The sequence below is a fragment of the Mesorhizobium sp. M0590 genome (genome assembly GCF_040320905.1).
Lineage (GTDB): Bacteria > Pseudomonadota > Alphaproteobacteria > Rhizobiales > Rhizobiaceae > Mesorhizobium.
The window spans coordinates 433644-456050 of the sequence record NZ_JAMYQN010000002.1 but is presented as its reverse complement, the minus strand read 5'-3'; the positions used below and the strand labels follow the sequence as shown (position 1 = coordinate 456050).

22 protein-coding genes are annotated in these 22407 nt (G+C 62.5%); 10 read left to right on the top strand and 12 right to left on the bottom strand.

Annotated features, from left to right (window positions below; all coding sequences use genetic code 11):
* From NKI52_RS05950 to NKI52_RS05940, 3 genes are read right to left on the bottom strand one after another with little or no spacing between them, the layout of a single operon-like run.
* Entirely contained in the window at positions 1-1539 is a 1539-nt protein-coding gene (locus NKI52_RS05950; RefSeq protein WP_023677061.1) for a SpoVR family protein, read from the bottom strand.
* Complete coding sequence (locus NKI52_RS05945; protein ID WP_023677060.1) at positions 1539-2861, bottom strand: YeaH/YhbH family protein; 1323 nt, start codon at positions 2859-2861, stop codon at positions 1539-1541. Before NKI52_RS05945 ends, NKI52_RS05950 begins: the two co-directional genes overlap by 1 nt.
* A 19-nt stretch (positions 2862-2880) precedes the next feature.
* Positions 2881-4830 carry a PrkA family serine protein kinase gene (locus NKI52_RS05940; RefSeq protein ID WP_023677059.1) on the bottom strand — a complete coding sequence of 650 codons (1950 nt, stop codon included), beginning with the start codon at positions 4828-4830 and terminating at the stop codon, positions 2881-2883.
* Positions 4831-5101: 271 nt separating this feature from the next.
* Here NKI52_RS05940 and NKI52_RS05935 point away from each other — a divergent pair, with 271 nt between their 5' ends.
* Entirely contained in the window at positions 5102-5263 is a 162-nt protein-coding gene (locus NKI52_RS05935) for a hypothetical protein (protein WP_023677058.1), read from the top strand.
* 16 nt (positions 5264-5279) lie between these two features.
* Here NKI52_RS05935 and ocd read toward each other — a convergent pair whose 3' ends face one another.
* A complete protein-coding gene (gene ocd / locus NKI52_RS05930; protein ID WP_023677057.1) occupies positions 5280-6347 on the bottom strand; it encodes an ornithine cyclodeaminase in 1068 nt (355 codons plus the stop codon).
* Between the two features lie 3 nt (positions 6348-6350).
* Complete coding sequence (gene rocF, locus NKI52_RS05925; protein ID WP_023677056.1) at positions 6351-7271, bottom strand: arginase; 921 nt, start codon at positions 7269-7271, stop codon at positions 6351-6353.
* 129 nt (positions 7272-7400) lie between these two features.
* Between rocF and NKI52_RS05920 the strand changes: the two genes are divergently transcribed.
* Positions 7401-7838 (top strand): Lrp/AsnC family transcriptional regulator, encoded by a 438-nt coding sequence (locus NKI52_RS05920; protein WP_023677055.1) that lies wholly within the window; start codon positions 7401-7403, stop codon positions 7836-7838.
* Positions 7839-8042: 204 nt separating this feature from the next.
* Positions 8043-8366 (top strand): hypothetical protein, encoded by a 324-nt coding sequence (locus NKI52_RS05915; RefSeq protein WP_023677054.1) that lies wholly within the window; start codon positions 8043-8045, stop codon positions 8364-8366.
* A 39-nt stretch (positions 8367-8405) separates the two neighbouring features.
* Here the strand turns inward: NKI52_RS05915 and NKI52_RS05910 are convergent, their stop codons facing one another.
* The 3 genes from NKI52_RS05910 to NKI52_RS05900 form a co-directional block, all read right to left on the bottom strand.
* Positions 8406-8621: a hypothetical protein gene (locus tag NKI52_RS05910; RefSeq protein WP_031211849.1), complete on the bottom strand. Its 216-nt coding sequence runs from the start codon at positions 8619-8621 to the stop codon at positions 8406-8408.
* A 17-nt stretch (positions 8622-8638) separates the two neighbouring features.
* On the bottom strand, positions 8639-9010 hold the full coding sequence (locus NKI52_RS05905) for a SpoIIAA family protein (protein WP_023677052.1): 372 nt from the start codon (positions 9008-9010) through the stop codon (positions 8639-8641).
* An 89-nt stretch (positions 9011-9099) separates the two neighbouring features.
* Entirely contained in the window at positions 9100-10281 is a 1182-nt protein-coding gene (locus tag NKI52_RS05900) for a DUF3182 family protein (protein WP_023677051.1), read from the bottom strand.
* Positions 10282-10417: 136 nt separating this feature from the next.
* Here NKI52_RS05900 and NKI52_RS05895 point away from each other — a divergent pair, with 136 nt between their 5' ends.
* Positions 10418-10906: a YbhB/YbcL family Raf kinase inhibitor-like protein gene (locus tag NKI52_RS05895; RefSeq protein ID WP_352571840.1), complete on the top strand. Its 489-nt coding sequence runs from the start codon at positions 10418-10420 to the stop codon at positions 10904-10906.
* A 153-nt stretch (positions 10907-11059) separates the two neighbouring features.
* Here NKI52_RS05895 and cyoD read toward each other — a convergent pair whose 3' ends face one another.
* Genes cyoD through cyoA form a run of 4 tightly spaced genes read right to left on the bottom strand, consistent with a single transcriptional unit; the run spans position 11060 to position 15064 of the window.
* Entirely contained in the window at positions 11060-11488 is a 429-nt protein-coding gene (cyoD, locus tag NKI52_RS05890) for a cytochrome o ubiquinol oxidase subunit IV (protein WP_023677049.1), read from the bottom strand.
* Complete coding sequence (cyoC, locus tag NKI52_RS05885; RefSeq protein ID WP_023677048.1) at positions 11485-12135, bottom strand: cytochrome o ubiquinol oxidase subunit III; 651 nt, start codon at positions 12133-12135, stop codon at positions 11485-11487. The genes cyoD and cyoC overlap by 4 nt, the downstream gene beginning before the upstream one ends.
* On the bottom strand, positions 12132-14138 hold the full coding sequence (gene cyoB / locus NKI52_RS05880; RefSeq protein WP_023677047.1) for a cytochrome o ubiquinol oxidase subunit I: 2007 nt from the start codon (positions 14136-14138) through the stop codon (positions 12132-12134). Before cyoB ends, cyoC begins: the two co-directional genes overlap by 4 nt.
* 2 nt (positions 14139-14140) lie before the next feature.
* Positions 14141-15064 (bottom strand): ubiquinol oxidase subunit II, encoded by a 924-nt coding sequence (gene cyoA, locus NKI52_RS05875; protein WP_352620540.1) that lies wholly within the window; start codon positions 15062-15064, stop codon positions 14141-14143.
* Between the two features lie 623 nt (positions 15065-15687).
* Here cyoA and NKI52_RS05870 point away from each other — a divergent pair.
* The 6 genes from NKI52_RS05870 (at position 15688) to NKI52_RS05845 (ending at position 22407) form a co-directional block, all read left to right on the top strand.
* Entirely contained in the window at positions 15688-16830 is a 1143-nt protein-coding gene (locus tag NKI52_RS05870; RefSeq protein WP_352697314.1) for an ABC transporter substrate-binding protein, read from the top strand.
* Positions 16830-17681 (top strand): IclR family transcriptional regulator, encoded by an 852-nt coding sequence (locus NKI52_RS05865; RefSeq protein WP_023677043.1) that lies wholly within the window; start codon positions 16830-16832, stop codon positions 17679-17681. The genes NKI52_RS05870 and NKI52_RS05865 overlap by 1 nt, the downstream gene beginning before the upstream one ends.
* A gap of 23 nt (positions 17682-17704) precedes the next feature.
* Complete coding sequence (locus tag NKI52_RS05860) at positions 17705-18736, top strand: sugar ABC transporter substrate-binding protein (protein WP_023677042.1); 1032 nt, start codon at positions 17705-17707, stop codon at positions 18734-18736.
* A 139-nt stretch (positions 18737-18875) separates the two neighbouring features.
* Complete coding sequence (locus NKI52_RS05855; RefSeq protein WP_352571838.1) at positions 18876-19859, top strand: ABC transporter permease; 984 nt, start codon at positions 18876-18878, stop codon at positions 19857-19859.
* Positions 19849-21381 (top strand): sugar ABC transporter ATP-binding protein, encoded by a 1533-nt coding sequence (locus NKI52_RS05850; protein ID WP_352571837.1) that lies wholly within the window; start codon positions 19849-19851, stop codon positions 21379-21381. Before NKI52_RS05855 ends, NKI52_RS05850 begins: the two co-directional genes overlap by 11 nt.
* 30 nt (positions 21382-21411) lie before the next feature.
* Positions 21412-22407: an ABC transporter permease gene (locus tag NKI52_RS05845; RefSeq protein WP_352571836.1), complete on the top strand. Its 996-nt coding sequence runs from the start codon at positions 21412-21414 to the stop codon at positions 22405-22407.

The following is a 22407-nucleotide window of genomic DNA, read 5'->3' as shown; positions in this document are numbered from 1 at the left end:
TCATTCCCCGATCTGGCTGGTCGACCGTTCGTGGACTGTGGCGCCGGTCTGTGCGTCGACCGCAGCCATGCTGACCTCGTAGCCCCAGAGCTTGCGGATATGGCGCAGCGTGGCGTCGCGGCTGCCGCCTTCCAGCACTATGCCGTCCTTGACCTTATGCTGCAGGCGCAGATGCCGATCGCCGAGCAGGTCCACGTCCACCACCTGGATGTCCGGCCGGCTGGCGCCGATGTCGTAGCTGTGGGCGAGTGCGGCGCGGATGCTCTCGTAGCCGCGCTCATTGTGTATCGAGGCGACTTCGTAGTGCGGATCGTTGGCCGCATCGGCAAGCACAAAGAACCGCCATTTCCGGATCAGGGTAGGGCTCAGATACTGGCGGATGAAGGACTCGTCGCGATGGTTGGCCCAGGCGTCCAGCAGGGTCTGGCGCCAGTCGCCATTGCCGGCGATATCGGGAAACCAGTCGCGGTCCTCGGCGGTCGGCGCGGTCGAGATGCGCTGGATGTCCTGCATCATGTCGAGGCCCAGCGCGTAAGGGTTGATGCCGGAAAAGCGCGGATCGTCGAAGCCCGGCTGGAAGATCACGTTCGAATGGTTGCGCAGCACTTCCAGCATGGCGCCTTCGCCGATCAGGCCGCGGTCGAACAAAAGGTTCATCAGCGTGTAATGCACGAAGGTGGCGCAGCCCTCGTTCATCACCTGCGTTTGGCGCTGCGGATAGAAATACTGCGCGATGACGCGGACAATCCGGATGACCTCACGCTGCCAGGGTTCCAGGATCAGGCTGTTCTTCTCCAGGAAATAAAGCAGGTTTTCCTCGGGCAGCTTGAGCGATTTCCTGCGCTCCGCCATTGTATCCGTCTCGCGGGGCTTGGTGCCGTCCTTCGAAGGCGGCAGCGTGCGCCATAGGTCATTGTAGGAACGCTCCTCGTATTCCAGGCGCTCGCGAACGCCCTCGCGCTGCTTTTCCGACGACAGTTTCGGCGGCCGGTGATATCTGAACACGCCCTGTTCCATCAGCGCATGTGCGGCATCGAGGATCTCTTCCACCGCATCGACGCCATGCCGCTCCTCACAGCGGGCAATGTAGCCCTTGGCGAAGTCCAGATAACTGAGGATGGCGCTGGCGTCAGTCCACTGCTGGAACAGATAATTATTCTTGAAGAAATGGTTATGGCCGAGTGCCGCGTGCGCCGTCACCAGGGCCTGCAGGGCCATGGTGTTTTCTTCCATCAGATAGACGATGCAGGGATTGGAATTGATGACGAGTTCATAGGCGAGCCCCCGTCCGCCTTTGCGGTAGAGCAATTCCTGGTAGAGGTAGTGCTTGCCGAACGACCAGTGGCGGTACATCAGCGGCATGCCGACAGAGGAATAGGCGTCGAGCATCTGTTCTGAGGAGATGATCTCCATCTGCACCGGATAGACGTCGAGGTGGAGCTCTTCCGTGGCGACCGCCTCGATGGTCTCGTAGGCACGCGACAGCGTCCTGAAATCCCAGTCGGAACCGGAAAACAGCAACCCGGATTTGCTCGCCATCAGCCCCCTCTTTCAGCGCTCTTTTGATAACCCGGCTGTCTGGCGAAGAGCTGGCGGAAAACCGGGTAGATGTCGGCCGCCGTGGCGATGCGGCTCATCTGGAAGTTCGACCACCTCAGCTTGACCGCACTGTAGGCACGCCACAGCGACGTGCCGTTGTCGGTGGCGCCGAAGATGTGGCTCTCACGCTCGTCGAGGATCTCGACATAGGCGAAATACTGGCAAAGCCGCATGATCTGTTCGTCGAGCAAGGCGATGCAGCGCTCGGAATCGGTGACGAAATTGTCGCCGTCCGAGGCCTGGGCGACATAGATGTTCCATTCGCGGCTGGGATAGCGTTGCTCGACGATGCGGTGCATCTCCTCGAGCGCCGTGGAAACCACCGTGCCGCCGCTCTGAGTGTTGTAGAAGAAGGTTTCCTCGTCCACCTCCTGCGCCTCGTGCGTGTGGCGAATGAAGACGACCTCGGTGCGGTCATAGCGCCGTTTCAGGAACAGGTGCAGCAGCACGAAGAAGCGCTTGGCCAGATCTTTCTCGCGTTCGCCCATCGAACCGGACACGTCCATCAGGCAGAACATCACCGCATTGGCGTTCGGCACCGGCTGGGCGTCGAAGCGGTTGAAGCGGATATCGACCGGATCGACAAAGGCGATCCGCTTGCGGCGGCGCTCCAGCCGCTCAAGCTCTTCCTGCAGCGCCACGATGCGCTGCCGCATCTCGGCGTTTTGCGGCTTCGTCTCCAGCGTCGCGATCTCCTGCGCGACAGCGTCGACCGCCTCCTGCTTGGGGCGCCTGAGCGCTATGCGGCGGCCATGGCTGTTGCGCATCGTGCGCCCGACATTGATGTTGGTCGGCGAGCCGGTCGCGGCGAAGCCGGCCCGGCGCGGCTTGAAGGCGAGGATCTCCTTGAGGTTGAGCTTGACCATATCAGGCAGTTCGAGGTCTTCGAAAAAGAGGTCGAGCACCTCCTCGCGCGACAGCACGAAACGGAAATCGTCCTCCGATTCGGTTCTCCCCGGGGCGGATCCCATGCCGCCGCCCTGGCCGGGTTTAGGCAGCCGGTCGCCTCGGGCAAAATGCTTGTTGCCGGGCAGGACGTGCTGGCGGCTGCCGCTGTTCCGGGCATCCTTGAAGCTCGGCTCGCCGGTGCCTCGCGCCGGCATCGAAACGGCATGCTCGGCGTCCACGTCGGCGATCTTGCCGGTGCGGATCTGATCGCGGATGGTGCGCTTCAACTCTTCGCGCGCCCGCCGCAGGAAACGCTGCCGGTTGCCGAGGCTTTTGTCCTTCGGGTTCAGTCGGCGATCGATGAAGATCGGCATATGTTACCCCGGGCTGGCTTCAACCCGCCTTGTTCACCCGCATGTACCAGTCCACCAGCCGGCGGACCTGGCGCTCGGTGTAGCCGCGCTGGATCATCCGCTGCACGAATTCGGTATGCCGCTTCTCCGTCACGCTGTCCTGCTTGGAGCCGAAGCTGATCACCGGCAGCAGATCTTCGACCTGCCCGAACATCCGCTTCTCGATGACTTCGCGCAGCTTTTCGTAGCTTGTCCATGATGGGTTGCGGCCATGGTTTCTGGCCCGCGCGCGCAGCGTGAACTTCACCACTTCGTTGCGGAAGTCCTTGGGATTGGCGATGCCGGCCGGCTTTTCGACCTGCGACAGTTCGTTGTCCAGAACCTCGCGATTGAGGATCTGGCCGGTATCGGTATCCTTGTAGTCCTGATCCTCGATCCAGGCATCGGCATAGGCGATGTAGCGGTCGAACAGGTTCTGGCCGTATTCGCTATAGGATTCCAGATAAGCCTTCTGGATCTCGTGTCCGATGAACTCGGCATAACGGGTCGCCAGCTCCGACTTTATGAAATCGAGATAGTCCGCCTCTGTTTCCTTCGGGAACTGCTCGCGCTTGATCGCCTCTTCCAGGATGTACATCAGATGCACCGGATCGGCGGCCACCTCTTCGGTGTCGTAGTTGAAGGTCTGCGACAGGATCTTGAAGGCGAAGCGGGTGCTGACGCCGGTCATGCCTTCATCGACACCGGCCGCGTTTCGGTACTCCTGGACCGACTTCGCCTTGGGATCGGTTTCCTTGAGGTTCTCGCCGTCATAGACGCGCATCTTGGTGTAGAGCGGCGAATTGTCGTGTTCGGCCAGGCGGGTCGAAACGGTGAACCGGCTGAGGATATCGAGCACTTCCGGAGCGCAGGGGCTGGAGGCCAATTCGCTTTCGCGCAACAGCTTCTCGTAGATCTGCCGCTCTTCGGTGACCCGCAGGCAATACGGCACCTTGACCACCAGGATACGGTCGAGGAACGCCTCGTTGTTCTTGTTGTTCTTGAACTGCAGCCATTCCGATTCGTTGGAATGGGCAACGATGATGCCCTGATAGGGGAAAGCGCCGAAATTCTCGGTGCCGTTGTAGCTGCCTTCCTGGGTCGCGGTCAGCAGCGGATGCAGCACCTTGATCGGCGCCTTGAACATCTCGACGAATTCGAGCAGTCCTTGCGTGGTCCGGTTCAGGCCGCCGCTATAGGAATAGGCATCCGGATCGGACTGGCTGAAGTTTTCCAGCTGCCTGATGTCGACCTTGCCGACCAGGGCCGAAACGTCCTGGTTGTTCTCATCGCCCGGCTCGGTCTTGGCGATGCCGATCTGGCGAAGCCTGGACGGCATCAGCTTGACGACGCTGAATTTGGAGATGTCGCCGGACAATTCGTCGAGGCGCTTGGCCGCCCAGGGCGAGATCAGGCCGTTCAGCCGCCGCCGGGCGATGCCGTATTTATCCTCCAAAAGGTCGCCCATGCGGTCGGGGTCGAACAGCCCGAGCGGCGATTCGAACACCGGGCTGACCTGGCCGCCGACCTTCAGCGTATAGATCGGACGCTGCTCCATCAGCCTTTTCAGCTGCTCCGCAAGCGAGGACTTGCCGCCGCCGACCGGGCCGAGGAGATAGAGTATCTGCTTGCGTTCCTCGAGCCCTTGCGAGGCATAGCGGAAATAACCGGCGATACGCTCGATCGTATCCTCCATGCCGTAAAAGTCGGCGAAGGTCGGATAGATCTTGATCGTCCGGTTCGAAAAAATACGGCCAAGCCGCTCGTCCTTGCTGGTATCGACAAAGGTCGGCTCGCCAATCGCCTCGACCATCCGCTCGGGCGCCGAGGCGTACATCGACTTGTCCTCGCGGCAGGCAAGCAGATATTGCTGGAGGCTTATCTCCTCCTGCGCCGCATTCTTGTAAACCTCGGAAAACAGATCGAAGACGTCGGATTGATTCTCACGCATGGTATTCCTAGCCCCGGAGCCGGTGTGGCTGCACGTTTGTCTCTTGAACAACCAAATGTCGGAAAGCCCTTGTGGTTCCCTTCACTTTGCAGAGAGTGCCTGTGACCGAATGATAAGACTCTAGATAAGGGCATCCTGAGTGCAGACAAGGCGTGGAACGCCCCGCTCGAAGCATTAAATCCTGAATCGCGCCACGCCGTGCGGGCGACCTCCGATAAGACGGAGGAACGGTTCTGGTCCTTCCCGGTTGTGAAGGAAAGGAGACGGTTCGATGTTTGAGACTAGTTTGTGGTTGCTCGTTGTTGCAGGCGGTCCACTGCTGCTGGCAATCCTGATCGCCTACGCCCTGCTCACGCAGCGCCGTCGCGGCCCGGCGGAGCGCAGGGAAAGCGACCGCGCCACCGAGCGCCTGTACCAGGAAAAGAAGGACTGACCGACAGGATCGCAGCTCAGCTGCCGGCAACCGCCAGCCCGGCCACTTTTTCGGCGCGCAGCAGCATGCCGAACAGGTCACGCGGTTCATCGGGATCGGCCAGAAGGTCTAGTTCCTCGTAAAGGCCGGTCCGCTGAAGCTGATCGCGGACGTAGCGCAGCGCGGAAAAATCCTCGATCGCAAAGCCGACGGAATCAAACAGCGTGATCTGTCCGGCGTCCGTCCGGCCTGCTGCCTTTCCTGTCATCACCTGCCACAATTCGGTGATCGGATGGTCCGCATCGAGCTGCTGGCTCTCGCCTTCGATGCGCGTCTGCGGCGGATACTCGACGAAAATATTCGAGCGCAGCAGAATGTCGCGATGCAGCTCGGTCTTGCCCGGGCAGTCGCCGCCGACCGCGTTGATGTGCACGCCGGACCCGACCATGTTGTCGGTCAGGATTGTTGCCGACCGCTTGTCGGCGGTCACCGTGGTGATGATCTCTGCACCTTCGACGGCCTCCTGCGCCGACGCGCAGAGCTTGATGTCGAAACCCATGCCGGCAAGGTTCTTCATGCATTTGGTCGAGGCCGCCGGGTCGATATCGTAGAGGCGCAGCCTGTCGACGCCAAGCAGCGCCTTGAACGCAATCGCCTGGAATTCCGATTGCGCGCCATTGCCGATGATCGCCATGCACCGGGCGGCCTCGGGAGCGAGGTATTTCGCCGCGACGGCCGAGCTTGCGGCGGTTCTGAGCGCCGTCAGGATGGTCATTTCCGAAAGCAGCATCGGATAGCCGTTGCCGACATCGGCAAGCACGCCGAAAGCGGTCACGGTCTGGCGGCCGTCACGCGTGTTCTTCGGATGCCCGTTGACGTATTTGAAGCCGTAAAGCTGCCCGTCGCTGGTCGGCATCAGCTCGATGACGCCGTCAATGCTGTGCGAGGCGACGCGCGGCGTCTTGTCGAACAGCTCCCAACGCGTGAAATCCTCTTCGATATAGGCGGCAAGCTCGACCAGAAAGCGCTCGATGCCGATGGCAAGCACCAGCTTCATCATGCGGTCGACGCTGACGAAGGGAACGATGTTCAAATTGACCGTCATGGCTCAGAACCCCCTCGTTGGGCGATCCATGATCCGCCGGCCCATCAAGCTTGCGGTCAGGTCGACCAAAAGCGTGGCGGTGCGGCCGCGTTCGTCGAGAAAAGGGTTGAGCTCGACCAGATCGAGACTGGTGACGAGGCCGCTGTCATGCAGCATTTCCATCGCCAGATGCGCCTCGCGGAAGGTGGCGCCGCCTGGGACGGTGGTGCCGACCGCCGGGGCGATCGACGGGTCGAGAAAATCGACGTCGAGGCTGACGTGGAGCATGCCGTTGGCGGCGCTCACCCGTTCGAGAAAGGCGCGAAGCAGTTGCGCGATGCCGTGCTCGTCGATCGAACGCATGTCGTGGACCGTCACGCCGGCTCTGCGCAATGCATCCCTTTCCGCCAGGTCCACGCTGCGGATCCCCAGCGCGCATATGCGAGCCGGCTCCACCTGCGCTGCAAGGCGGGGGAAATAGCCCTCGAAGCCGGGCTGCCCGCTGGCATAAGCCAGCGGCACACCATGCAAATTGCCGCTGGTCGTCGTGTCGAGCGTATGAAAATCGGGGTGCGCATCGAGCCACAGCACGAAGAGCGGCCGGGCGGCATTCGCCGCCCGGCGGGCAATGCCGGCGAGCGTGCCGGCCGAAATGCTGTGGTCGCCGCCGAGAAAGATCGGCATCGCATCGGCGCTCGCGGCATAGGCCGTTTCGCTGATTGCCGCCGTCCAGGCCGCAATTTCCGGCAGCGCCTTCACCGCCGCGTTGCCGTGTACGACAGGACGCATGTCGGCAGGGACGATCGTTCCGAGGTCGGTCAGCGTATGGCCGAGCTCGGTCAGTGCGCCGGCCAGGCCGGCCGTGCGCAGCGCACTCGGCCCCATCTCGCAGCCCATGCGGCCTGAGCCGGCCTGGATCGGCGCCCCAACGATCGTGCAATGCATTTGTCATACCCCGCCAATTACGATGCCTTTATTGAAGCCGGCATCGCTGGCAGAATGAACATGTCAAATTGGCAAATTTGTCGAAGTGCCTTACCATAGCGGCAGCATCTACTTCCGTTGTGAGCAATCATGGACCACCTCGACGAGCAGATCATCACCTCTTTGCGGCACGACGCCCGGCGCAGCATTTCCGACCTTGCCGTTAGCCTGGGTGTCTCCCGGGCAACGGTAAGGTCCCGGATCGAGCGGCTTGAAAGAGACGGCGTCATCGTCGGCTACACCGTCATTCTGCGCGCCGACGCGGTCGATCAGCGCGTGCGTGGCATCATGATGATCGAGATCGAAGGCCACGCCGCCGATCGCGTCATTCGGGCGCTGGGCGGCTTCTCCGAGGTCTCGACCATCCACACCACCAATGGCCGCTGGGATCTGGTGATAGAACTCGGAACCCAGACCCTGAGCGAGTTCGACGCGGTGCTGAGACGTATCCGCCTGATCCCCGGAATTACCGGCAGCGAAACAAGCCTGCTCCTGGCAACGCCGCGCACCACCAAGGCGCGGCTGTGACCTTCGAGGAACCGCCTTGGGCCTGTAGCGATAACGAAATCCGAAGCCACAGAACCTTCAATTGCCGGTGCGGTTAGAGCAATTCCAGGAAAAGTGTGAAACGGTTTTCCGTTCGGAATTGCGTCAAACAAGAGAGATCGGTTCAGCGTTTCCCCCGATGAACCGTTCTAGGCTCGGACAGCCCTTCTTCGAGGGAGAACAATCATGGCTCACGCCCAGCAGGAACTGGTCGAATTCGTTATCAGCAAAGCGTTCAATCCGGTCGTGCGGGCCAAACCAGACGGAAAATCCGATGCCGAACGCAAGACGCTCGAGCACGTCCAGCAAGCCACGAAGACCGAGATCGAGCGCTATCGCCATTACGGCTCGGCCGAGGAGGTCGCGACCAATTTCAAGCGCGACCTGAGCTCAGATGCCGCCAAAAAGTTGCACTCCCAGCTGCGGCGCCTGCATCTGCCGACGATCGAGGATATTCGCGACGAATTTGAGGACAAAGCCCGCAAGCTCGGGGTCAAGGCCTCGTCGTAGATCCGCGACCGGTCCTCGGTGACGTCCGTCAGGCTGTCATCACAAGCCGTCCTTGGTCGGAGGCCACCCTGACCGAACCGTCTCGGGGATGTTGTCCGACGTCAGATCGCCCCGATTGAGCTTTTCGATCGCTTCATCGGCTTCGCTTTCGTCGAGACCGGAAAGCGGCAACCCGCCGACCACGACGGCTTCGTCGCTCTCGCTGTCATAGACCTCCCAGAGGCCTTCTGAATCCTGTCGTTTGTCGAACGGCATGGCACTCTCCAACACCGCTATTGTACGCCTGCCACCCATTTCAGGGCCTGGGCTTTTTCGTCCTCCGGGAACACCCGCGCCTCGATTTGCGGAAACAGCGCGTCCGTCATTTCCGTAGCTGCCTTGATCCACTGCTTGTCGGAAATCACGGCGGCACGTTTGAAGCGGTGGAGCTCGCCAAGTTTGCTCAGCCCATACTGCAGGTCGCGCCGCAAGGCGCCAGCCGTCATGTCCTCGAAATCGGTAAGATCGGTCAGGACGCCGATGTCCTTATGGTCGCTCAGTTTGGCTTCGATTGCCGGGATGACTCTGTCGTAGTCGTCCGCTGTCACAGTGCCGGTGACACGAAAGGCGGCGACGTTCTGGGGAGCGGAAATCATCTCGATCATTTTTCCCCCGGTTTCTGACTGGCTGGCTGCCTGAAACAAACTCGGGCCATTCGCGGATGTTCCCTGCCAAAGGCGTGTTTCACTTCGACCTAAAATGACGATCGGCCGGCTTCCCCGACCGGCCCTCGGATCACCTGGGTGACGACGGTGTAACGCGTGATTTGGCCCTCCTCGGGGTCCTCTCCGTCGAAGTGGATTTCTGCATTCAGCGGCAGCTGCGCGGTGTTGCCGAACTGCTTGACGGCGGAGACATGCACAATCTGCACGTCGGGGTCACGCGTCATGGCGTCCATTGCCGCAAGCTCGGCCGTGCTGCTGCCGCCGATCCGCCAACTGGCTTCCAGCACTCCCGATCGCCAGATGCCCGAGGAATCGACACCTTGGCCGATGTCGTAGTTGCGCCGTGAGGCGAAAAATCCGGGATAGCCATCCATCGCCGCGTCGTAGGTCCTCGCCTGCGCCACGGCCAAACCCAGCGTCGGCGATAATCGCAGCTCATCCAGCGCCTCCCATCCGCCGCGCACGACGACCAGATCGGATCCGCCGTAAACGGGCTGTCCGTCGTTGTCGGTCGTCGTCCGCTGGGTGCCGTAATAGCTGATCGACAATTCGTCGATCATGGTTCTGCCAACGCTCAGCGTAACGATGTCGCGAAGCTGCGTTTCGAGAACAAGGCCGTATTCGCTTAGGTCAGAGGATGGATATTGGTCCAGCAGCCTTTCGACATCGCCGACCGTCGCGGCGGTGTGCTGGTCGCGGCCCCGCGAAGCGCGCGGTGGCTTGAACCGGACCAGCCCGAGCTCCAGCAGACGTTGCGCTGCGCGCAGCGCGTCGTGGCGTGAAAATGCGGTGTAACCGGGCAGTACGGCCGCGGCGACGGCCCTGCCGAAGCCGGCGTGCCATTCTTTTGGCCGTGCCGCCGATCCGTCCACCAGCTCGTGGGTTATGGCCTTGGTGGTTGCGAGGCGCCAGGGCACCACACCGCCGAAGAGGTCGTCCGGCCCGTTTATGCCCAGTTGGAGCGCATCGACGGCAAGCAGGCTGTCGTCCGGCACGAAATACAGTCGGCCACTGTCACCGCCGCCGTCACGCAGGCCCTGGCGGAAGGCAAAGCCCTTCAACGCCGCAATCGTGCGCGCAACGGCAGCGACGGTTTCCCGCTCGTGGGTATAGATTGTCTCGCCGCCCGGCACGGAGAATGCGACCACAACACCTTTCGCCCCGCTTGGTTGCTTACCGCTTAGCCCGGTCATGTCGCGCCCTTCGTCCATTGCCGAGCCTCTTGCCGCCATTCCGCGGCGATGCGTCCGAACCGAAAAACCCGCTTCCTCGGCGAATGTTCCGGCCAACGGCCGGCTGCGGGTTTGACCAGGTGGCTGCCCGGAACATCGGTGGCTCGCGGTTGTTATGCGGGAACCTCAGCCAGGGAGATCGAGACCATGGCTTTCACGCTCAAAGCTCGATGGCGAAAAAATACCGCCGCGCTATTCCCGCGACGGCGGCAACGTCTCGCCGCCATTGGAGTGGACGGACGCGCCGCAAGGAACCAAAAGCTTCGTCCTGGCCGTCGAGGACCCCGACGCCCCTTCAGGCATGTTCCGTCATTGGGCGGTCTACGACATCGACGCACAGCGGAACTTTCTTCCCGAAGGCACGACCGCCGGCGCCAAGACCGAGAGCCTCGGACACGGCGTCAATGATTTCGGCAATCCTCATTATGACGGCCCCCAGCCGCCGCCTGGGCATGGGCTCCACCATTACCATTTCCGGCTTCTTGCGGTCGACGTCGAGACGCTGCGTCTCGACGAGAAGGCTGCCGTCGAAGACGTGCTGAAACAGGCCGCGCCGCACGTCGTGGGAGAGGCCGAGCTCGTCGGCACATTCGAACGGGCTTGAGACCGGAGCTCGCTGTCGCATGAACTGCGGCGAACGGCCGGAATAATCGCTAAAGCGCGTCGCGTTCGATCGGCCTCATGCGACGCGCTTTAGATTCTTGTTTTTACGCATGTCGTTATCACAAAACCGCTGCACACTTTTGCGCGACATGCATCAGCGGTTCATGTTCATGATCGCGTTCATCGGCATCAAATTGTGGTCGAGGTTGGCCATGATCCAGATCGAGCCGCCAATCACCAGAACTACGATCAGCACGCCGAAGGCAAGCGCTAGAGCGTTGTTGGTGTTGTCCGGCCCCGTCGTGATGTGCAGGAAGAAGACGAGATGCACGCCCATCTGGGCGATCGCAAGCACGACCAGCGCCACCGGAATGCCGGGTGCCCATATCAGGTTGGTTCCGAGCAACCAGAACGAGGCGATGGTCAACAGCGTTGCCAGCCCGAGGCCGATCACATAGCCGCGTAGCCCGGATCCGACTTCGGTGTCGCCGAGGTATTCGTCACCCGGCGCCGTATCGATGTCGTAGCGCTCCAGCCCATCGGTGTCGCGCCGTTGCGCGTGGCGATCGTCCGCATTGCTCATCGACTTGCTCCCAGGAGATAGACCACCGTGAACAGGGCGACCCAGATGATGTCGAGGGCGTGCCAGAACAGGCTGAAGCACATGAAACGCCGAAGAATATCGTCACGGAATCCCTTGGCGAAGATCTGCGCCATCATCGTGAGCAGCCACAGCAGCCCCGCCGTCACGTGAAGGCCATGGCATCCAACCAGCGTGAAGAACGCCGACAGGAAAGCACTGCGCGTCGGTCCGGCATCGCGGGCAACCATATGCGCGAACTCGCGCAACTCGAGCAGGATGAAGCTGGCGCCGAGCACGAAAGTGACAGCCATCGCGACATAGAACCAGGAGCTTCGCCGCGCTGTCACGGCGAGGCTGGCGAGACCGCAGGTAAAACTCGACAAAAGCAGGGCCGCCGTCTCGATCGCGACGTTGCGCAGGTCGAACAGCTCGGCCCCGCTTGGTCCGCCCGCCGTCTTGCCCGCCAGCACGGCGTAGGCCGCGAAGAAGGCCGAGAACATCACGATGTCGCTCAGGAGGAAGATCCAGAAGCCGTAGCCGACGACGATCCGGATCGGTGCCGGGCCGCCGTCGCCGTGGCCAGGTGCATGGCCGTGCCCGCCATGGAGGCGGTAAGGGTCACGCTCTCGAACATCGATCGCGGTCATGGCCTTGGCCCTGTGTAGGTAACCAGCGCCTCGCGGCGGGCACTTCGGTTGGCGCGGTCGATCCGGGCGACTTCGGCGGCAGGAATGACGTATTCGGGGATGTCGCGCCACGCGAATACGACGAAGGTGGCCAAAGCACCGAGAGCGCCGAGCGCCACCATCCACCAGATGTGCCAGATGAGGGCAAAACCCATTACGGTCGCAAAGAAGGCGCAGATGAACCCGGTGGGACTGTTGCGCGGCATCTCGATCGGCTCGTAGTCAGGCTCGTCGCGCAGCCGGTTTTGTTCGCGTGCCCGCTGCTTGATGCTCCAGTAGGGCTCTTCGCCCTCGACATGCGGAAGCGCGGCGAAGTTGAAGACCGGCGGCGGCGAGGGCGTGGCCCATTCCAGCGAGCGGCCGTCCCAGGGATCTCCGGTGGCGTCGCGAAGCGCCGCGCGCTGCCGGATGCTGACGACGAGCTGTACGATCTGCGCGACCACGCCGGCGGTAGTGATTAACATGCCGACGCCGGCAGCCAGCACCCAGGGATACCATGCCGACACGTCGAAATGCTGCATTCGGCGGGTCATGCCGAGCAGGCCAACAGCGTAGAGCGGCACGAAAGTGACGTAGAAGCCGATCAGAGTCAGCCAGAAGGCCAGCTTGCCCCAGCCCTCGTGCAGCCGGAAACCGAATGCCTTTGGAAACCAGTAGGTATATCCCGCGAAGGCGCCGAACAGCACACCGCCGATGATGACGTTGTGGAAATGCGCCACCAGGAACAGGCTGTTGTGGAGCAGGAAATCGGCTGGCGGCACGGCCAGCAACACGCCCGTCATACCGCCGATGACGAACGTCACCATAAAGCCCAGCGACCACAGCATTGGCGTCGCGAAGCGGATGCGGCCGCCATACATGGTGAACATCCAGTTGTAGATCTTCACGCCGGTACCGACAGCAATGATGCTGGTGGCGATGCCGAACGCGGCGTTGACGTCGGCCCCGGCGCCCATGGTGAAGAAGTGGTGCAGCCACACCATGAAGGAGACGATGCAGATGAAGAGCGTCGCGGCCACCATCGAGCGGTAGCCGAACAGCGGCTTGCTGGAGAAGGTAGAGATGACCTCCGAGAAGATGCCGAACGCCGGCAGGACGAGGATATAGACCTCGGGATGACCCCAGGCCCAGATCAGGTTCACGAACATCAGCATGTTGCCGCCGGCTTCATTGGTGAAGAAATGAAAGCCGAAATAGCGGTCGAGCGTCAGCATCGCGAGCGTGGCGGTGAGGATCGGGAAGGCGGCGACGATGAGCAGGCTGGCGGCGAGTGAGGTCCAGCAGAACATCGACATCCTGAGGTAGCTCATGCCGGGCGCCCGCATCTTCAGGATCGTGGTGACGAAATTGATCCCGGTGAGCAGCGTTCCGACGCCCGATATCTGCACCGCCCACAGATAATAGTCGACGCCGACGCCCGGCGAATAGGCGGTCTCGCTGAGCGGCGGATAGGGCAGCCATCCGGTACGGGCGAATTCGCCGATCACCAGCGAGATGTTGACCAGCAGCGCACCGGTGGCGGTGAGCCAGAAGCTCACCGAGTTGAGCGTCGGAAAGGCAACGTCGCGGACGCCGAGCTGCAGCGGCACGACCAGGTTCATCAGGCCGATGACGAACGGCATCGCCCCGAAAAAGATCATGATGGTGCCGTGGGCGGAAAAGACCTGGTTGAAGTGATCGGGCGGCAGATAGCCGGGCGCCTGGAAGGCGAGGGCTTGCTGGGACCGCATCATGACGGCGTCGCTGAAGCCGCGCAGCAGCATCAGCAGCGCCAGCAGCGTGTACATCACGCCGATCCGCTTGTGATCGACGCTGGTGATCCATTCGCGCCACAGATAGGGGAAATGGCCGGCCAGGAAGACCCAGGCCAGCACGCCGAGAATTGCCAGGGCGACGACCGCCGAGGCGATCATCGGCAGAGGCTGATCGAACGGAATGACGTCCCAGCTCAATTTTCCGAGCATTGTCAGCCTCCTGTCGCGGGCGATACGCTCGGCTCGGGGCGACCGGCCTGGGGACCGGGCGCGGGCGGAACGCCCTGCGTCGCGATTTCATGGAAAAGGTCCGGCTCGACCGAGCGATAGGTCGAAGGCGGCACGTCGATGCTCTGTCTGGCCAGTTCCTGGTAGCTGGCCTTGTCGAGTGCCTGTCCCTGGCTTCGCGCCGAATTGACAAACGCGTCGAAGGCATCCGCTGCGACGGCATGCAGCACGAATTGCATGCCTGGAAAACCGTCACCGCTGAAATGGGCCGACCGCCCATAGAATTCGCCGGGCTGATCCGCCTGCAGGTGAAGCTGCGTCGTCATGCCATTCATCGTATAGATCATGCCGCCAAGCTGAGGCACGAAGAACGCGTTCATGACGCTTGCCGAGGTAAGCGAGAAATGCACCGGCCTGCCCGCCGGCACCACGAGCTGGTTGATGCTCGCCACATTCTGCTCGGGGTAGATGAACAGCCATTTCCAGTCGAGCGAGACGACCTGCACCTCAAGCGGCTTTTGCTGCGAATCCAGCGGCTTCATTGGATCGAGGTCATGCGACCCGATCCAGATGATGCCGCTCAGAAACAGGATGACGAGGATGGGGATCGACCAGACCACCAGTTCGATGCGTCCGGAATAGGCCCATTCCGGCAGGTACCGCGCTCTTGTGTTGGTTTCCCGGAACCACCAGGCAAAGCCGAGCGTCGCCACGATCGTCGGGATGACGATGGCCAGCATGATGGCGACCGAATTGAGCAGGATCGTCCGCTGCGCCGCCCCCACCGGCCCTTGCGGATCGAGCACGCCGCCCTGGCAGCCGGCAAGCAGCCCGACCAGCAAAATCGTCGCGCCGAGGCAGCCAAGACGGATGGCGGCACAGTTTCGAACGATCACCCTCAGCAGCATGAGATCTCGCCGTTTCCTGAAAACCGATTGGAACGTTGCAGGCAGCGTGGCTGCCAACCCCGAATGTGCGCGCCGGTGTGCTCCTGGCGACAGTTTCTTCACGCACGCGGCTCCGGCTGGCAGAACCACATGCGGCGGACGTCATCGTTAAGCGGTCGACCTGTCGAGAACCCCTCCAAATCCTAAAAACCAGCGGCAAATCCCAAGCAACCAGAGCCAAATCTTAAGAAACCAGCGACAGGACCCAGATCGAAGTTATCGCCAGAAACGTGGCGAATGCCAAGGCGGTAAACCGGTTCATGGCCGCGCCCACCGTTGTCCATTTTAGTCCGCTCCCCGCGACTCGGCGCTGAATCCAGTGACGCTGCCCAGTGATGCTGCTCCAGATGGCTGCGCCAACCGAACGAATGTTCGTCGCGAAAGTTCCCAAAAAGCCAGATCCATCGCAGCCTTTGGTTGCAGGCCGGCGGCAACGCGATGCGCACCAAGGATGGTTGGGCGGCTTTCTCGCCAAACAGAAGCGAGGACTGGCTTTGCGTATGTAAAAACTACTTGTCTAGGTGAAAATAGTTGCTACTAATCGGCTGGGCCGGCGCATGGCCGCCTCTGGGAGGAATTTCGGCATGACAAGACTGCGCGGCCTCGCGTGGGATCACCGACGCTGCTGGGGTCCGCTCGACGCCAGCATCGGGCCGTATTGTGCCGCCAATCCCGGTCTTGAGATCGAATGGGACCGCCGCAGCCTCTACGAGTTCGGCGAGGGCGCGCTTGGTCCGGTGCTCGGCGCCTATGATCTTGTCGTGTTCGACCATCCGTTCATCGGCGATATTGCCGAAGGCGGGCTGATGGTGCCGTTCGATTTGTCGGCCGAGCAGCGCCGCGGCTTCGAACGGGATTCGGTCGGCGCGTCCTGGCAATCCTACGCAAGGGACGGGCGCCAATGGGCGTTGCCGATCGATGCTGCCTGTCAGGTTGCCTCATATCGCCCCGATCTGCTGGAGCGCTACGGGCCGCTGCCGCGCAGCCATGACGAGGTGCTGGAGCTCGGCCGGCGCGCCTTGAAGGACGGCAAATGGCTTGGGCTGCCGTTGGTGCCGACTGACGCCATGTGCCTGCTTTTGACGCTGGGTGAGCCCCGGGAAGACGGCGACGAGTTCATCGCCGGGGAAAAAATCGAGCAGGCCGTCGGGCAGTTGCGCCAGCTTGCGGCGCTGTCGCACCCGAACTCGCCGAAATGGAACCCGATCCGTTGCTACGATCAGATGATCGCGCATGACGACGTGGTCTACGTGCCGTTCGCCTTCGGCTATGTGAACTACGCCTCTAAGGCAGACAGGCCGTATCTGCGCTTCGCCGACGTGCCGACGCCGCGATCCGCCGGCGCCTTGCTCGGCGGCGCCGGCATCGGCGTCAGCGCCCAATCGAAAGACAAGCAGGCAGCCATCGATTATGCGCTATTTCTGTGCTCGCCCGGCTATCAGCGCGGCGACTATGTGAAATCCGGCGGACAGCCGGGGTCGCTGGCGGCGTGGCAGGATACCGAGGTCAACGCGCTCTCGGGCGGCTTCTTCGCCTCGACTCTGGCGACGATCGAAGCCTCCTATCTGCGCCCGACCCATCCGGGCTTCATCAGCTTCTTCCGCCAATGCGCCCCTCATGCCGCGGCGGCGATCGCCGGCGAATTGCAGGCGGCCGAGCTCGCGGATCGGCTGAACCGGCTCTATCGCGAGACCAGGCATGGCCAGCCGCAACGGAGCGTCGCGTAATGGCCGCCGATATTGCCCAGATCGTCGACGAAGGCGAAAGCGGCCGCAACGGCTATCGGGTGCCGGCGGTGGAGAAGGCGCTCGACATACTGGAATTCATGGCTGCCAGCGGCGAGCCGCTGACCCAAACCGAGATCGCCACCGGAATGGGGCGCTCCATTCACGAGATCTACCGCATCCTGCTGTTGCTGGAGAAGCGCGGCTACATTTTCCGGACGCAATCGGACCGCTTCCGCCTGTCGCTGAAGCTGTTCGAGCTGGCGCATATGCATCCGCCGGTAAACCGCCTGGTCGAATGTGCGCTGCCGGTGATGCGCGGCCTGGCCGCCAATGCCGACCAGAGCTGCCATCTCGTCGTGCGCGAAGGCGAGAGCGCACTGGTCGTGCTGCAGATCGATTCGCCTTTGCCGATGCGTTATTCGGTTGCCCTTGGCTCGCATTTCCCGATACTCGAAACGAGCTCCGGCGCGGTGCTGCTGGCGCATTCGAGCCGCGCCGAGCGCGACCGCATCGTCGAACGGATCGTCGCCGCAGGCGAAGGCCAAGGCAGCCGGACGGAAATCGAAGCGCGGCTGAACGAGGTCGCAAGGCTCGGCTATGAAATGCGCGCCTCGCTGGCTGTCGAGGGCTGCACCAACATCTCGATGCCGGTGCGCGACCATACCGGCGCCGTCATTGCCGCGCTCACCGTCCCCTTCCTGCCGCAAAAGGCCGCCCGCTTCGATCGCAGCACCGTCTTCGAGCGGACGAAGGCGGCGGCCGAGACGATATCGGCGGCGCTGGGCGCGGGCGAAGCTGCCGCCTCTTCACGTGCCGACCCGGAACGGCGGGACTATCCGTTCAGCAACTGACAAGAAATACAGGGAGAAGAAACATGAACTGGTCCAAATCGATGCTGTTTGCCTCGGCGGCGGTGCTTGCTCTGAGCGCCGCCGCGGCACACGCCGAAAACATGCCGAAGCGCATCGGCTACGTCACCAACTACGCCACGCATGAGTGGTATCAGAACGTCATCAAGGGCATGCAGTCCCGCGCCAAGGAACTTGGTATCGAGCTCGAGGTGCAGGACGCCAATCTGGACGTTGCCAAGGAGGTCTCCGCCGCCGAAGATTTCATGGCCAAGGGCGTCGACGTCCTGATCATCACGCCCGTCAACGAGGAAGGCGTCGTGCCGCTGCTGCGCCAGGCGAAATCCAACAACGTTCCAGTCGTGCTCGAAGGCAATCCGGTCAAGGGCATGACCACAATGGTCGCGATCTGCGACTACGACACCGGCTACACCGCCGGCGTCGAAGCCGGCAAATACGCCAAGGAAAAGCTCGAAGGCAAAGCCAAGGTGATGAATGTCGGCTTGCCGCTGCTGTCCGCCACGGTGCTGCGGTCGCAGGGTTTCATGGATGGCCTGAAGACCATCATCCCCGACGCGGTCATGGTCCACGACCTCGACGGTGGCGGCAATCCCGATCGCGCGCTCGAGGTCTCTTCGGCGGCACTTGCCAAGAACGCCGACATCAACATCATCTACGGCATCAACGATTCCTCCTCGCTCGGCGGCCTTCAGGCCTGGAAAGCGGCCGGCAAGTCGCAGGACGGCCTGTTGACGGTCGGCACCGGCGGCGAAGGCCTCGCCTTCATCAATGCAATGCAGAACGAGCCGTCCTATCGCATCGAAGCCGCGATGTTCCCGGAAAAGGAAGGCTACACCGCCATCGATGCAGCGGTTAAGCTCTTCAACGGCGAAGAGGTGCCGGAACACATCGTCAGCCCCACCGCGCCGATGAACGGTGACGACTGGAAGAAGTTCTACGACTACGATGGCACCACACGCAAAATCAAATGGGATGCCGTCAATGCGCTTCAGCCACCGGAAAAATGCATGAAAACTTCCGCCGATCTGAAGAAGTAAGGATTCCGGGTAGCCCTTCCCGCACGGCGGGAAGGGTGGCGGATCGGATATGCCGACGGCAAAACAGGGCAACCGTCCTGTTTTGGCCGGCAGTTCCAGACGGCGACGGCACCGATACGGGCCCGGAAATGAAATGGACATGAGCGAGCTTACGCAATCCTCCGCGCCAAGGCGTTTCATCGGCGGCCAGCTGCTGGGCAGCAGCCAGCTGGTGCTCGGCGTGATCCTGGCCGTGCTCTGCATCGCCATTTCGATTGCCGCGCCGCAATTCTATTCCGAGGCCAACATCATCGCCATCCTGCGCCAATGCGCGCTGGTGCTGATCGTCGCCTCCGGCATGACGATGCTGATCATCACCGCGGAAGTCGACCTGTCGGTCGGTGCATCGCTGGCTTTTGTCGGCTGCATCGGCATGGCCGTGCTGAATTCAACGCACAGCCTGACGCTCGGGCTGCTGGCGGCGCTCGCCTTTGCCGGTGCCGTCGGCCTGTTCAACGGGCTGGTCGTCACCAGGCTCAAAGTGAACTCGCTGATCGCCACCATCGGCACCATGATGATGCTGCAGGGCGGCGTTTATCTGTTCACCCGCGAGGCGGTGCAGAACCACCACCGGCTTGCCGGCTTCACCGATCTCGGCGCCGGCTATCTCGGCGCGATCCCGCTGCCCGTAGTCATTGCCGCGCTGATTTTCGCGCTGGCCGCGGCAACGCTGCGCTTCACCACGCTCGGCCGTTATCTCTACGCTGTCGGCGCCAACGAGCGCGCGGTTCGTCTCTCCGGCGTGCGCTCGCAACGGCTGAAACTGTTCGCCTTCGTCGTCACCGGCCTGTGCGTCGGCATCGCCGGCATGATCCTGTCGTCGCTGATGAATGCCGGCCAGCCGACCGCCGGCCGCGGCTTCGAGCTGACGGTGATTGCCGCCGTCATCCTCGGCGGCACCAGCCTGCTTGGCGGCCGCGGTTCGCTGCTCGGCACGTTGCTGGGCGTGCTGGTGCTGAAGGTCATCGACAACGGCATCATCATCCTCGGCTGGAACCAGGACCTGCAGATGGTGGTGCCTGGCATCGTCATCATCCTGGCGACCTATCTCGACATCGTCCGGAACAGAGCCAATGTCGGTTGATTTCCTTCACCCCGGCAAAACCGCGGCCGTCGACAAAAGCGTGCCGGCGCTGGAGATGCGCGGCATCGGCAAGCGTTTTCCCGGCGTGGTGGCGCTGGACAATGTCGATCTGACCTTGGAACCCGGCAAAATCCATGCCCTGATGGGCGAGAACGGCGCCGGCAAGTCGACGCTGATCAAGATCATGGCCGGGGTCTACGGCAAGGATGCCGGCACCATCCGCCTGCGCGGCCGCGAGGCCGACATCAAGTCGCCGCGCGATAGCCTGAAAGAGGGCATCAAGGTGGTGTTCCAGGAGATCGCGCTGATCGCTGAATTCAGCGTCGCCGAAAACATCTTCCTCGAAGGCTATCCGACCGGCAAAGGCGGCTCGATCGACTGGAAGAAGATCCGTGCCGATGCGGCCGCTCTGTTCAAGCGTATCGGCTTCAATGTCGACCCGGCGGCGCGCACGGGATCGCTGCCGGTCAGCCAGCAGCAGATGGTCGAGATCGCCCGCGCACTCGCCCATGAGGCCCGCGTCGTGGTGATGGACGAGCCGACCTCCTCGCTGACGCCGAACGAGGTCTCGCTGCTGTTCACCGTCATCCGCCGGCTGGCCGCGCTCGGCATCGCGGTGCTCTATGTCAGCCACAAGCTCGACGAGGTCTTCGAGATCGCCGACACCGTGACCGTGCTGCGCGATGGCCGCCACGTCTCGACCAGGCCGATCGGCGAGCACACCAACGACACGCTGATCCAGGACATGATCGGCCGGCGCATCGAAAACCTGTTCCCTCGCAAGCGCGGCGCGCCGGGCAGCAAGGTCGCGCTTTCCGTTGAAGGGCTCAGCACCGCCAAGAAGCTGAAGGATGTGTCGTTCGAGGCGCATGCCGGCGAGGTCCTCGGCTTCTTCGGCCTGATGGGGGCCGGCCGGACCGAGCTCGCCAAGGCCATCGTCGGCTTCGACCCGATCACTTCCGGCGCCATTTCGGTCGATGGCAGCCGGCTGCTGCCGCACGAAACGCACACCGGCGTCCGGCTCGGCATCGGCCTGCTCACCGAGGACCGCAAGAGCGAGGGGCTGATGGGCGAGTTGCCGGTCTACCAGAATGCCAGCCTCGCCTCACTCGGCGCCTTCGCCAGAATGGGCTTCGTCGACAAGGTCAGCGAACGCAAGGCGGTGCAGGACTATGTCGACCGTTTCCGCATCCGGACGCCCAGCCTGTTCCAGCAGGTCAAGAATCTGTCCGGCGGCAATCAGCAGAAGGTGCTGATCTCGCGCTGGCTGATGCGAGGCCTGAAGGTGATCGTCGTCGACGAGCCGACCCGCGGCATCGACGTCGGCGCCAAGTCGGAGATTTTTGCGCTCATCGACCGGCTCGCCGGCGAGGGCCTGGCGGTCGTCATGATGACGTCCGAAATGCCCGAGCTGCTGGGGCTTGCCGACCGCATCGCGGTGATGTGCGAAGGCCGCCTCACCGCGATCATGCCTCGCGACGAGGCCACGCAGGAGAACATCCTCAATGCGGCGATCGGCTAAGACGATGACGCTTCGCAAAGGGACCAAGCGATGAGCCTGGCAAGCACCGACACCATGAAAGCTGGGCCGTCCATGCTGGCGCGGCTCGTCGCGCGGCAGGAATTGGCATTGCTCCTCTGCCTCATCCTGGTGATCGCGTTCTTTTCCTTCACCGCCGAGAATTTCTTCTCCGTGCGCAACATCACCAATGTGCTCGGTCAGGCTTCGCTGGCGCTGACAGCCGGCATCGGCTGCGCCATCGTCTTCATATCAGGCGAGGTCGACATCTCGATCGGCTCGCTGCTGGCGACGATCGCGCTGCCGCTGATCATCATCATGAACGACACCAACTCGCTTGTGCTCGGCATCAGTGGCGCGCTGCTGTTCGGGCTGATCATCGGCGTCGTGAATGGCTATCTGACGGCCTATGCCGGCATCAACTCGCTGATCGTGACCCTGGGCACGATGTTCATCATGCGCGGCGGCGTTTATCTCTATACCGGCCAGCGTGCTATTCCAGACGATGCCGCGCTCGACAGCTTCATCGCGCTGTCGGACGGCCGCCTGTTCAACGTCGTTCCCTATTCGGCTGTCATCGCCATCGTCCTGCTCGCCGTCTTCGCCTACGTGATGCAGCACCGGCCGTTCGGGCGGCAGATCTATGCCGTCGGCGGCAATCCGGAAGTGGCACGGCTGGCGGGTTACGACGTGCGCCGCGTCAAGTTCACCTGCTTCATCATCAGCGCGCTGCTGGCGACGGTAGCCGGCATCATCCTGGCAGCCCGCGTCGGTTCGGCGCAGCATACGGCCGGGCTGAATTTCGAGTTCCAGGTCGTTGCCGCCACCGTGCTCGGCGGGGTGAGCCTTGCCGGCGGCATAGGCAGCCTGACCGGCATGGCGCTCGGCGTGCTGATCCTGCAGTTCCTGTCCAACGGGCTGCGCGGTCTCGGCCTGCCGACCGAGTGGCAACTGGTCATCACCGGCATGATCATCATTGCCGCCGTCGCCTTCGACGAAGCAAAGCGCCGGCACGCCATTGGAGGCTGA